9 protein-coding genes are annotated in these 12,555 nt (G+C 63.6%); 2 read left to right on the forward strand and 7 right to left on the reverse strand.

From position 1 onward, the window contains the following. Nucleotides 1-26: 26 nt before the first annotated feature. Together pgi and PQR27_RS08830 are read right to left on the reverse strand one after the other, a co-directional pair. Entirely contained in the window at nt 27-1,649 is a 1,623-nt protein-coding gene (gene pgi / locus PQR27_RS08825; protein ID WP_408523250.1) for a glucose-6-phosphate isomerase, read from the reverse strand. Nucleotides 1,650-1,919: 270 nt separating this feature from the next. Beyond that, a complete protein-coding gene (locus tag PQR27_RS08830; protein ID WP_408523252.1) occupies nt 1,920-3,515 on the reverse strand; it encodes an NAD(P)H-hydrate dehydratase in 1,596 nt (531 codons plus the stop codon). Nucleotides 3,516-3,559: 44 nt separating this feature from the next. Here PQR27_RS08830 and PQR27_RS08835 point away from each other — a divergent pair, with 44 nt between their 5' ends. Further along, nucleotides 3,560-3,826: a hypothetical protein gene (locus PQR27_RS08835; RefSeq protein WP_408523253.1), complete on the forward strand. Its 267-nt coding sequence runs from the start codon at nt 3,560-3,562 to the stop codon at nt 3,824-3,826. A 498-nt stretch (nt 3,827-4,324) separates the two neighbouring features. On the opposite strand, the gene PQR27_RS08840 is transcribed toward PQR27_RS08835, so the two are convergent. Next, complete coding sequence (locus PQR27_RS08840; protein ID WP_408523255.1) at nt 4,325-5,620, reverse strand: FAD-dependent oxidoreductase; 1,296 nt, start codon at nt 5,618-5,620, stop codon at nt 4,325-4,327. A 315-nt stretch (nt 5,621-5,935) separates the two neighbouring features. On the opposite strand from PQR27_RS08840, the gene purL reads away from it, so the two are divergent. Next, nucleotides 5,936-10,057, forward strand: coding sequence for a phosphoribosylformylglycinamidine synthase (gene purL / locus PQR27_RS08845; protein ID WP_408523256.1), 4,122 nt, complete (start codon nt 5,936-5,938; stop codon nt 10,055-10,057). Nucleotides 10,058-10,215: 158 nt separating this feature from the next. Here the strand turns inward: purL and PQR27_RS08850 are convergent, their stop codons facing one another. The 4 genes from PQR27_RS08850 to msrB all read right to left on the reverse strand — a co-directional run bounded on the left by PQR27_RS08850 (nt 10,216) and on the right by msrB (nt 12,501). Further along, complete coding sequence (locus tag PQR27_RS08850) at nt 10,216-10,995, reverse strand: peptidylprolyl isomerase (protein ID WP_408523258.1); 780 nt, start codon at nt 10,993-10,995, stop codon at nt 10,216-10,218. An 11-nt stretch (nt 10,996-11,006) separates the two neighbouring features. Then, nucleotides 11,007-11,321, reverse strand: coding sequence for a BolA family protein (locus PQR27_RS08855; RefSeq protein ID WP_408523260.1), 315 nt, complete (start codon nt 11,319-11,321; stop codon nt 11,007-11,009). A gap of 1 nt (nt 11,322) precedes the next feature. Next, complete coding sequence (locus PQR27_RS08860; protein ID WP_408523262.1) at nt 11,323-11,853, reverse strand: septation protein A; 531 nt, start codon at nt 11,851-11,853, stop codon at nt 11,323-11,325. A 225-nt stretch (nt 11,854-12,078) separates the two neighbouring features. Then, nucleotides 12,079-12,501 (reverse strand): peptide-methionine (R)-S-oxide reductase MsrB, encoded by a 423-nt coding sequence (gene msrB, locus PQR27_RS08865; RefSeq protein ID WP_408523264.1) that lies wholly within the window; start codon nt 12,499-12,501, stop codon nt 12,079-12,081. Between the last annotated feature and the right edge of the window lie 54 nt (nt 12,502-12,555).

Below are 12,555 nucleotides of genomic sequence, written 5' to 3' on the forward strand. Positions count from 1 at the left end.
GCGCAAACTTCCATGCCGCTCACGCTTTACCGTTTCAGTGCAGCACGCGCCCGCGCGATCAACGCCGACGTCGACGAGTCATGTTTCTTCTCATCCGCAGTCGCCGCGGTCAGATCGGCCTCGACCACCTTGCCAAGAATCTTGCCCAACTCGACGCCCCACTGATCGAACGGATTGATGTTCCACACCGACGCCTGCACCAGCACCTTGTGCTCGTACAGCGCAATCAATGCGCCGAGCGAACGCGCGGTGAGTGCTTCGACCAGTAGCGTGCTGGTCGGGCGGTTACCCGGAAACACCAGGTGCGGCGCCAGTTCCGGCTTGTCCGCGCCGGCCACTTTCTTCGCTTCTTCGAGCGTGCGGCCGAGCATCAGCGCTTCGCTTTGCGCGAAGCAGTTGGCAAGCAACTTCGGATGATGGATGACGAGCGGATGCTCCGGCGTCAGCACGGCGACGAAGTCGATCGGCACGATGGTCGGGCCCTGGTGCAGCATCTGGAAGAACGCATGCTGACCGTTCGTGCCCGGTTCGCCCCACGTGACCGCCGCGGTCGGATAGTCGACCATTGCGCCATCCAGGCGCGCCGACTTGCCGTTGCTTTCCATCTCGAGTTGTTGCAGATACGAGGGCAGGAAATGCAGCGCTTGCGAATACGGGGCGACCAGATAGCTCTGCGAGCCGAAGAAGTTGCGATACCAGATACCGATCATGCCTAGCAGCACCGGCAGATTCTTTTCGAGCGGGGCATCGCGGAAATGCTGATCCATTTCGTTGGCGCCGGCCAGCAGTTCACCGAACTGTTGCGGACCGATCGCGATCATGATCGACAGGCCTACCGCCGACCACAACGAATAGCGGCCGCCGACCCAGTCCCACATCTCGAACACGTTTTCTTTCGCGATGCCGAACTTGACCACTTCCGACGGATTCGCCGACACACCGACGAAGTGTTTGGCGAGCGCGCTTTCCGGGCAGCCCTTTTCGACAAACCAGTCGCGCAGCGAGCGCGCATTGGTCATGGTTTCGAGCGTCGTGAAGGTCTTCGAGACGATGATCGCGAGCGTTTCCTCGGGATCGATCTGCTGCATGACGTTGTACAGATCGGCGCCGTCGACATTCGACACGAAGTGCGTGGTGATCTCGGGGCTCGCCAGATGATGTAGCGCGTGCACAACCATTTTCGGCCCGAGATCCGAGCCGCCGATGCCGATGTTCACCACATAGCGAATCCGCTTGCCGGTATAGCCGGTCCACGCGCCGCTGCGCACCTGGTCGGCAAACGCGGCCATTTTTGCGCGCTCGGCTTGCACCTGCGCGTAAAACGGCGCTTTAGGGTCGGTGGCACGCAGGGCCGTGTGCAGCGCGGCGCGGCCTTCCGTCGGGTTGACGACTTCGCCTGCGAACATGGCGTCGCGGCGCTTCTCGACGCCGGCTTCGCGGGCAAGTTGCACCAGCATCTTGAGCGTTTCGTCGGTAATGCGGTTCTTCGAAAAATCGGCCGCGAGACCGCCGCCCGCGAACGCAAAGCGCTCAGCACGGGTAGGGGCGGGATCGTTCTCGGGGGCGAACCAGTCGCGCATATGCGCATCGCGAATCTTCTCGTAATGCGCTTGCAGCGAGGACCAGGAGGGGAGCGAGTTCTGCGTCATAGCGTCCGTCTAACGAAGGGGCACGAATGAAAGGCGCGCGCGTGAAGCGCCGCCGAGGATGAAGCAATGATGCTGTTAGAGCGTGGCCGCGCGGCCCGGTTCGCGGTGAAGCTTCGCAGTGAAGATTTGCCGCGAACCGCGCTTAATGCATCGCGCGGCTGGTCAATCAGTATAACGGCGTTGCGTGACAGGCGGCAGCGGTTTGAGCGCGTGGCGCAAAGAGTGGGACGTTCCGTCTGATCAATCGGGATCAATCGGGATCAATCGGGATCAATCGGGCGTCGGATAGAACATCCGGTTGAGCAAGGTCCGCACCATCGGCGCCAGTTCACCGGCAGTCAGGCCGGCCGGGCCGTGGCCTTGCGCGCTCAGCGTGTCAGCGGCGAGACCGTGCAGATAAACGCCGGCGAGGGCCGCTTCGTAGCGCGGCAGATGTTGCGCGAGCAGCGCGCCGATGATACCGCCGAGCACGTCGCCGGTACCGCCTGTCGCGAGCGCGGCATTGCCGGTCGGGTTGATCGCGAGACGCCCGTCCGGTGCCGCGATTATCGTACCGGTGCCTTTCAGCACCACGACACTGGCGAAGCGCGCGGCCAGCGCGCGCGCCGCGCTGAGCCGGTCGCGCTGCACGCCCGGCGCGTCGGTGCCGAGCAGGCGTGCCGCTTCGAGCGGATGCGGCGTCAGCACGCACGGATCGCCTTGCACGCCACGCGCGGTGACTTCGGCCGCGAGCGACGGGTCTTTCGCAATCAGGTTCAGCGCGTCGGCGTCGAATAGCTTGGGAACGTCGAGCGCCAGGACGTCGTGCATGACTTGCGTGGCGCGTTCGCGATGACCCATGCCGCAGCCGATGGCGAGCGCGTCCATCGTATCGAGCGGCAGATCGTCGACGGCGTGGAGCATCAGTTCGGGATGGGGCGGATCGTAGGGCGGGGCGCCCGCGCCTAGCAGCGCAACGTGCACTTTGCCCGCGCCGGCGTATAGCGCCGCGCGCGACGCGAGGATCGGCGCGCCGCACATGCCGGTGTCGCCGCCGACTACCGCGAGGCTGCCGAAGGTGCCTTTGTTGGTCGCGAAATCGCGCGGCGGCAGGAACGCGGCGAACAGGTCCGGCGCGTTGAGTTGCACGGCCGTGCGCGCCGTGCTGTCGATGCCGATTGGCGCGACGGTGACGGCGCCGGTGAGATCGCGGCCTTGTGCCGTGAAGAGACCGGGTTTGGCGCCGATGAAGGTCAGGGTGTGGGTCGCGTGCACGGCTATCCCATCACCCTGGTCCTGACCGACTATCGTGCCGGTGTCGCTGTCGAGGCCGCTCGGGGTGTCCAGCGCCAGGACGCCGCCTTTTGTTTTTGTTTTTGCTTTGGTGCGTTGGGAGAGTTGACGGGCGATGGTCGCGAAGATGCCTTCAAGGGGGCGTGTCAGCCCGATGCCGAACATGCCGTCCACCAGCCAGGTGTAGGCGTCCAGCGAGGCTGGCGGCGTCGTGGTGATGGTTACACCTGCAGCGCGGGCGATGTCTAGTGCCCAGCGGGCGTCTTCTGGTTTTACTTCAACCGGCATGCAGAGTTCTACTGCGATGCCTGCTTTGTGCAACTCCGCCGCGAGGATCAGGGTGTCGCCGCCATTATTGCCTGGGCCGGCTATTAGCCATACTTTGTGCCTGGCTTTTGCGAGCGATGTGTCGCGGGTTATTTGCTCCTGCAGGAAGCTTGCAGCTGCTTTGCCTGCGCGGTCCATCAGTGTGTGTTTTGGGAGTGTCGCTGAAGCCTGGGTTTCGAGAATTCGCAGGTCGGTTAGGGATAGCAGCGGCAAGGGCCGGTCATGGGGGCTGATGAGGGGAGGGAGACTCGCGGTGCGTTCGGTCATGGCAGCAGTTTGACGGGCGCCTTTTTGCAAGGCGAAGTGAGATTTTGGAAATTGATAGTATCCGTGAGTATGCGCGCTGGGGGCGCTGGGGTTTTGTTGATCTGTTTGCCTTTGGCGGCGGCATTTTCCTTGTGCCTGCGGCGTTGGCCTTTCCTTGTTTTGTTATTGGTCTGTTCGCCCGCCACGGTGGCCTTTCCTTGTTTTGTTATTGGTCTATTAGCGTCGCCCCTGTGCGGGGCAGGCACCTACTTTTCTTTGCCGCCGCAAAGAAAAGTAGGCAAAAGAAAGCGGCTCACACCGCCAACTCTTAAGTGGGTCTCCTGGCTTGGAGGGGCTGGTGGTCCGATTAACGGATCACACCTCGGTCCATGAGGGTCTGTGACACAGCCGTCATCCGCTCCCACTCCGCACTGCGCGCGTCGCGGACGGGTCTGCCAGGGAAACCACGTGCTTCGTTTGGGCGTAGCGGGGGCCATCGGCTTCGCCTCGGCGGGGCGCCGAAATACACCGATGGTTTTGTGAAGTACCGCCCCGGCGCGCGCAGCGCCGCCGGAGGTATGACGGCCTGGTCACTCAGGCCGGAAGGTGCGCAGGCTCAATCTCTACGGAGCCACTACACCCTCCAAGCCAGGGGACCCGCTTAAGAATTGGCGGTTTGAGCCGCTTTCTTTTGCCTACTTTTCTTTGCGGCCGGCAAAGAAAAGTAGGTGCCCCCCCGCACAGGGGGAACGCTAATAAACCAATAAAAAAGCAAGGAAAGGCCAAAGCCGCAGGCGCACAAACAATGCCGCCGCCAAAGGCAAAAAAACCTAAAACCGATCGGCCCGAACAGCAGCCAACGTATCCTCAGGCACTCCGGGCGCCACCCCGGCAACCATATCAGCCACAACCTTCCCAGCCCCACATGCCAGCCCCCACCCGGCTGGCCCATGCCCGATATTCACAAAAAGCCGCGGATGCAACGCATTCCCAATCACCGGCATCCCATCCGGCGACAGCAACTTGACCCCTTCCCACGGCAACGCCGCCGAAATCCTCGCCGCGCCAGGAATCCAGTCGTGCGTCGCCTGACCCAGCAGCGCCAGCGCCTCCTTGGTCAATGCTTCACCCAACGGTTTATCAATCTGCCCGGCACCCTGCAACACCGCGCCGCCCGCAATCCGCAAACGATGATTCATCCTGCTAATCGCGATCCGCTTAACCGCATCCACAATCGCGACATGCGGCGCGCATTCCTCATGCGCAATCGGCGCGACCAGGTTATGCAACCGCAACGGATGCAGCGGCAGTCTCAAGCCCAGTCGCTCGAGCAGCGCCAGGCTGCCGTGACCCGCGGCCACGACGATCGCGTCTGCGCCAATCACGTCGACCTCGCGCGAACGGGACGTGGCACCCGGACGCGGCGCCAGTTCCACCGCGGGGCGCTGGCCGTCCAGGCGGATCGCCGAGACCTCGCAGCCGAGCATGAACTGCACGCCGCCCTGCGCGTCGAGCGTCTGCTTGATCAGCTTCGTGAACAGCGGACAGTTGGCCGTGCGCTCCTGGTCGAAGAGCACGCCACCGGCGAATTCGGGGTCAGTTGGCACGGAATGCTCGAACGCGGCGCATTCGGCCGGCGTCAGCACATGGTGCGGCACTTCGTATTGACGCAGCAGTTCGAGCGCGGTCTGCGTCTGCTGCCATTCGTGCGCGGAACGTACCAGATACAGCAGGCCGCTCGTCTGTTCGAATTCGAGCCCGAAGCGCGCTTCCATGTCGGCCATCGCGTCACGCGAGAGCTCGATCAGCCGACGCAGTCGTCCAAACTGGCGGCTGAAAGCCTCCGGCTCCTGTAATGCGGCAAGCTGCCTGACGAACTGACGGGCCGGTCCGTTAAAGCCGGTTTTGCTGATCACGCCGTTTTTTGCGCCCTGGCGGCTGGCCATGAACGTCGGGCCGAACCAGACGTCCAGCGGGGTGGGGAGCACCGTGCCGCCGTGTCCGTAGGTCGCGCCTTGCGCAACCGTTGCGTGGCGTTCGACGACGCACACCCGATGGCCGGCCGCACGCAGTTGATAAGCGGTGGCGACGCCGACAATCCCGCCGCCAATGACGATGACATCCATGTTCTGATTCGATTTGCCGGCGGGGCGCCGAAACCGGACGTTCCCGTTAAGCGTGACATGCGGCGCCGAAGCCCGACGTTGCTCAGGCCGTCCGCGCCGATCTGGTGAAAGGGCGAATGATAGCAGTCAAACCGATCGCCGGGCCACGCGAGCGCCACACCGGACGCCATGCCGGGCCGCGATGCCGGCACAACGGGCCGGCGCCCCACGGCCCATTGCAAGCCCGCTGGAAGCACGTTCCCGGGTTATAATCTCGGACTTCCCTTCCGCCTCACGTCGCCTGCACGCGCGACTCATAGACGCAACGTCAAGTCCATGGCCCACTTCTCGTGTTTCCCCGGCGCTTCGGCCCTTTCCGATTTCCGTCAAACCCGCCTGCTCGAAACGCTCACGCGCATCGACGCCAACATTACCGGCGTGCGTGGCCAATATCTGCATTTCGTCAACGCCCAGACGCCGCTATCCGCGGAAGATAACGCGAAGATCGAAGCGCTGATGCACTACGGCGATCCGCTCGAAGAAAGCAGAGAGCGCGGCGCCGCCGAAACCTTCCTCGTGGTGCCGCGCTTCGGCACGGTGTCGCCGTGGGCCAGCAAGGCAACGGATATCGCCCATCTGTGCGGTCTCACGCAGGTGCGCCGCATCGAGCGCGGCGTCGAGTACACGGTCACGCTGAAAAGCGGCCTGCTGGGCGGCAAGAAGGCGCTCTCGGACGAAGCGCGCGCCGCAGTTGCCGCAGCGCTGCACGACCGCATGACCGAAAGCATGTCGCCCTCGCGTGACCACGCACTGCATCTGTTCGACGAACTGCCGGCCAAGCCGCTGCAATCCGTCGACGTGCTCGGCAACGGTCGCGGCGCGCTGGAAGCAGCCAACACGGAACTGGGCCTCGCGCTCGCCGACGACGAAATCGAATACCTCGTCGATGCGTTCACCAAACTGGGCCGCAACCCGACGGACGTCGAACTGATGATGTTCGCGCAGGCCAACAGCGAACACTGCCGTCACAAGATTTTCAACGCGGACTGGACGATCGACGGCGAGAAGCAGGACATCTCGCTCTTCAACATGATCCGCAATACCGAGAAGCTGAACCCGCAAGGCACCATCGTCGCGTATTCGGACAACTCGGCGATCATGGCGGGCGGCGTGGCCGAGCGCTGGTTCCCGCGCACGCCGGCTGAACTGGGCGAGAACGCGTTGCCGGAGCACTACCGCCGCAACGTCGAACTGACGCACACGCTAATGAAGGTGGAAACGCACAACCACCCGACCGCGATCTCGCCGTTCCCGGGCGCCTCGACCGGCGCCGGTGGCGAAATCCGCGACGAAGGCGCGACCGGCCGCGGCGCGCGTCCGAAGGCGGGTCTGGCGGGCTTCACAGTGTCGAATCTGGAATTGCCGGACGGCGTCGAAGCGTGGGAAAACGCCCGCGACGTAGTACAGCCGCTCGCGCTCCGCAACCCGGACGACAAACACGCAGCCTACGGCCGTCCCGACCGCATCGCCTCGCCGCTGCAGATCATGATCGACGGCCCGCTCGGCGGCGCCGCGTTCAACAACGAATTCGGCCGGCCCAATCTGGGCGGCTATTTCCGTGCGTACGAACAGAACGTCGCGGGTCTGGTGCGCGGCTATCACAAGCCGATCATGATCGCCGGCGGCATCGGCAATATCTCGGACCAGCACACACACAAGCACGATCTGCCGGAAGGGTCGCTCCTGATCCAGATCGGCGGCCCGGGCATGCGCATCGGCATGGGCGGCGGCGCGGCCAGTTCCATGGCCACCGGCACCAACACGGCCGAGCTCGACTTCGACTCGGTACAGCGCGGCAATCCGGAAATCGAACGGCGCGCGCAGGAAGTGATTAACGCGTGCTGGCAGCTCGGCGAGAAGAACCCGATTCTGAGCATTCATGACGTCGGCGCGGGCGGTTTGTCGAACGCGTTCCCGGAAGTCGTGGACGGCGCGAGCAAAGGCGCGGTTTTCGAATTGCGCAAGATCCAGCTGGAAGAGAGTGGTTTGTCGCCGCGCGAAATCTGGTCGAACGAAGCGCAGGAACGTTACGTTCTGGCGATCGCCCCGGCCGATCTGCCGGCTTTCGAAGCGATGTGCACGCGCGAGCGTTGCCCGTTCGCGGTGATCGGCACGGCCACCGCCGAGCGTCAACTGAAGCTGATCGACACGCAACAGAACGGTGACGCGGCCCATCAGCCGGTGGACATGCCAATGGAAGTGCTGCTTGGCAAGGCGCCGCGCATGCATCGCGATGTCAGGCGTGTCGAAACGAAGCTCGAACCGGTGGATGTCACCGGTATCGTATTGTCGGAAGTCGCCGTGAGCGTGCTACGTCACCCCACGGTGGCCAGCAAGTCGTTCCTGATCACCATTGGCGACCGTTCGGTGGGCGGCACGACCGCGCGCGACCAGATGGTCGGCCCGTGGCAGGTGCCGGTGGCCGACGTCGCGATCACGACGATGGACTACGCGGGCTTCCGCGGCGAAGCGATGACCATGGCCGAGCGCACGCCGCTCGCGGTGATCAACGCACCGGCCTCGGGCCGCATGGCGGTGGGCGAGGCTGTCACCAACATCGCGGCGGCGCCGATCGCGTCGCTCGATAAGCTCAAGCTGTCGGCGAACTGGATGGCCGCGTGCGGCGCACCGGGCGAAGACGCCGCGCTGTTCGACACGGTCAAGGCGATCGGCATGGAGCTGTGCCCGGCGCTCGGCATCAGCATTCCGGTCGGCAAGGATTCGCTGTCGATGCGCACCAAGTGGGAAGATCAGGGCGTCGCGAAGGAAGTGGTCGCGCCGGTGTCGCTGATCATCTCGGCGTTCGCTCCAGTGGAAGACGTGCGCCGCCACCTCACGCCGCAACTGCGCCGCGCAAGCGGAACGGATGGCGTAGGCGAGTCCGTGCTGATCGCGATCGATCTTGGCCGTGGCAAGCATCGTCTCGGCGGCAGTATCCTCGCGCAGGTCACGCAACAGATCGGCGACACGGTGCCCGACGTCGACGACGCGGAAGATCTCAAGCGTTTCTTCGCCGCGATCCAGGCGCTCAATAGCGACGGCAAGCTGCTCGCCTATCACGATCGCTCGGACGGCGGCCTGTGGGCGACGGTGTGCGAAATGGCATTCGCGGGTCACGTCGGCGTGTCGCTGAACGTCGACATGCTGGTGCTCGATCCGCATCACGAATCCGATTACGGCGACGCCAAAGACTGGGCCAAACAGACCAGCGGCCGCCGCGAAGATCGCACGATCCGTGCGCTCTTCAACGAAGAACTCGGCGGCGTGATTCAGGTGCGCGCGGCGGACCGCGACGCGGTGCTGGTCGCGTTGCGCGAACACGGTTTGTCGGCGTGCTCGCACGTGATCGGCAAGACCAACGAGCGCGACACGATCGAAATCTATCGCGACGCAAAGAAGATTTATGACGCGCCGCGCACCGAGTTGCATCGTGCGTGGAGCGAAGTGAGCTGGCGGATTTCGCGTCTGCGCGACAACCCGGCTTGCGCCGACGCCGAATACGACGCGCTCTCCGACGCCGCCGATCCGGGCATCACGCCGGTGCTGAGCTTCGATCCTTCGGAAGATGTCGCCGCCCCATTTGTCCCCCAAGGGGACTTCCTTCGGGGCGTTGGCAAGCGCGCGCGTCCGCGTGTCGCGGTTCTGCGTGAGCAGGGCGTCAACTCGCACCTCGAAACGGCCTACGCATTCGACCGTGCTGGTTTCGACGCGCACGACGTGCACATGAGCGACCTGTTGTCGGGCCGCGCCACGCTGGCGGATTTCGCCGGTGCGGTGGCGTGCGGCGGCTTCTCGTACGGCGACACATTGGGCGCCGGCGAAGGCTGGGCAAAAGCGATCCGCTTCAACGCACAACTCGCCGACATGTTCGCCGCCTTCTTCGGCCGCGAAGACACCTTTGCGCTGGGCATCTGCAACGGCTGCCAGATGATGAGCAGTCTCGCGTCGATGATTCCGGGCGCCGAAGCATGGCCGAAGTTCACGCGTAACAAGTCGGAGAAATTCGAAGCGCGGTTCTCGCTGGTCGAAGTGCAGGCTTCGCCGTCGATCTTCTTTGCCGGCATGGAAGGCTCGCGCATTCCGGTCGCGATCGCGCACGGCGAAGGTTTCGCCGACTTCTCGCAGCAAGGCGATGCGTCGAAGGTGGCCGTGGCAATGCGCTTTGTCGACCATCGCGGTCAGGCGACCGAGCAGTATCCGTTCAACCCGAACGGCTCGCCGGAGGGCATTACGTCGGTCACCACGCCGGATGGCCGCTTCACGGTGCTGATGCCGCACACCGAGCGCGTGCATCGCGCGGTGCAGATGAGCTGGCATCCGGAAGGCTGGGGCGAGGGCAGTACGGACGCAAGCCCGTGGATGCGCGTGTTCCAGAACGCACGGCGCTGGCTGGGCTGATTGGGCCTGATTGGGCCTGATTGGGCCTGATTGGGTGATATGACGAAGGCCGCTGCGAGGCGGCCTTCGACGCAAAACAACGCCAAAAAAGACGCAGCAAAAACAATAAAGCCGCCCTCGGGCGGCTTTATTGTTTTCAGACGGTCAGTAAAAACCGCTTACTGAATTTTCGCGTTCTTACGCAGGCCTTCCTCGAACGCCTGCAGCTTTTCCTGCTGGATCTGCTGCACGATCTGCGGACGCACCTGCTCGAGCGGCGGCGGCGTGATGTTGCGCACGTCGTCGACACGGATGATGTGCCAGCCGAATTGCGTATGCACCGGCGTGTCGGTCATCTGGCCTTTCTGCAGATGCGTGGCCGCGTCCGCGAATTCAGGCACGTAAGCCTTCGGGTCCGACCAGTCCAGGTCGCCGCCGTTCTTGCCCGATCCCGGGTCCTTCGAGAATTGCTTGGCGAGGTCTTCGAAGCTCGCGCCGGCCTTGATCTTTGCGATCAGATCCTTGGCTTGCTGTTCGTTGTCCACCAGGATGTGGTGCAGGTGATATTCCTTGCCGCCCGCGTCCTTGATCAGCGCGTTGTAGCGCGCCGTGACTTCGGCGTCTGTCGGTGCATTGTTTTTCACGAAGTCTTCGATCAACGCACGCAACACGACGGTTTGCTGGGCGACGGCGATTTGCGCCTTGATATCCGGGCGATTCGGCAAACCGCGGCGCAGCGCTTCCTGCATCAGGATTTCGCGGTTCACCAGTTCTTCGCGCACGGCCATTTGCAGTTGCGCCGTATCTTGCTGGCCTTGATGAACCAGTTGCTCGATCAGCGCATCGGCGCGCGCTTTCGGAATCGGCGTGCCGTTCACCACGGCGATGTTCTGTGCGAATGCAGGTGCGGCCGCAAATGCAGCCAGCAATACCCAGAGGCGGGTTTTCTTCAAGGTCATCGAAAGGTTTCCTAGCGGGGCAACAAAGCGAATTCTTCGGGCGTATACGCCGTGATTGCAAGGGCGTGAATGCCGCGCTGCATGGCATCGGCCAGCGCATCATACACCATGCGATGCCGCGCCACGCGGGCCTTGCCGGCGAATGCGACGGCCACGATCGTGACACTGAAATGACCGCCGGCGGAGGCGCCGGCGTGCCCGGCGTGCTGGGCGCTGTCATCGGTGATGCGGATCGAGGCGACCGGCGCGAGCGCCGCGGTGAGGCGCGCTTCGATCAGCGCGGCACGCTCGGCGGTGGTGGCGTGCATGAATACATCGCTCGTCATGTCATTCTTCCTTCATGTACTTCGAGAGCCACAAACTCTGCCCGACAATGAACACCACGAGGCAGCCGGTGGCGCCGAACAGTTTGAAATTGACCCACTGGTCGGTTGTGTAGTTGTACGCGACGAACAGGTTGACGAGTCCGAGCAGCACGAAGAACACCGCCCAGACAATGTTCAGCTTGCCCCAGATCGCGTGCGGCAACGAGATCTGCTTGCCCATCATGGCTTCGATCAGGTTCTTGTTGAAGGCCAGTTGCGAGACGATCAGGGCGACCGAAAACGCCCAGTACAGCACCGTCGGCTTCCATTTGATGAAGGTGTCGTTATGCAGCACGAGCGTCGCGCCGCCGAACACGGTGACCACACCGAGGCTCACCCACAACATCGGATCGACCTTGCGGTGGCGGAACGCCACCCACGCGATCTGCACCAGCGTGGCAACGATCGCCACTGCCGTCGCCGTGAAAATGCCCCATATCTTGAAGGCGACGAAGAACAGGATGATCGGGAACAGATCGAACAGGAATTTCATTATCTGGTCGGGAATTCGGCAAGAGTGGGTCGGAGAATGAGGGACGCGGTGCGTGGCTGGCTGAACCCGCCACGGCAGCCGGTGCGCGGCGTGAGCCGTCGCACCGTGACTGCCGGCGCCGGGTTGTCCGGTTCGCACGCCGGATGAAGGGTGTCGCGGCCGGCGGGCGGGGAAGGGTGCACTGGGGTGCCCGCCGGCCGGCAACGCGCCGAACTCCGCGCTGCGTTACTTGGGCTCGAATTGTAACGCAGCCGAATTGATGCAGTAACGCAGACCGGTCGGGGCGGGGCCGTCTTCGAACACGTGGCCGAGATGCGCGCCGCAGTTCTTGCACTCCACTTCGATGCGAAGCATGCCGTGCGAGCGGTCGGTTTTCTCGGCGATCACTTCGCCGTCGATTGGTTTGAAGTAGCTTGGCCAGCCGCAACCGGCGTCGAATTTGGTGTCCGATTCGAACAGCGGCGTGCCGCAGCACACGCAGTCGTAAATGCCGCGATCCCAGTGGTCATGGTAGCGGCCGGTGAAAGGGCGCTCGGTGGCCGCGTGGCGCGTCACCTGATATTCGATCTCGGAGAGCTGCTTGCGCCACTCGGCGTCGTCTTTCTGCACGGCGGGGGCGTCGGTCTTGAGGTCGTCGGGGTTGTTCATGGTCGGGGTTCCTGTCTCGGGCTTGTTTTGGAGCGTGCTAACGAATTCAGGCGG

This window comes from Paraburkholderia fungorum, from assembly GCF_046027215.1.
Taxonomy (GTDB): Bacteria; Pseudomonadota; Gammaproteobacteria; order Burkholderiales; family Burkholderiaceae; genus Paraburkholderia; species Paraburkholderia fungorum_D.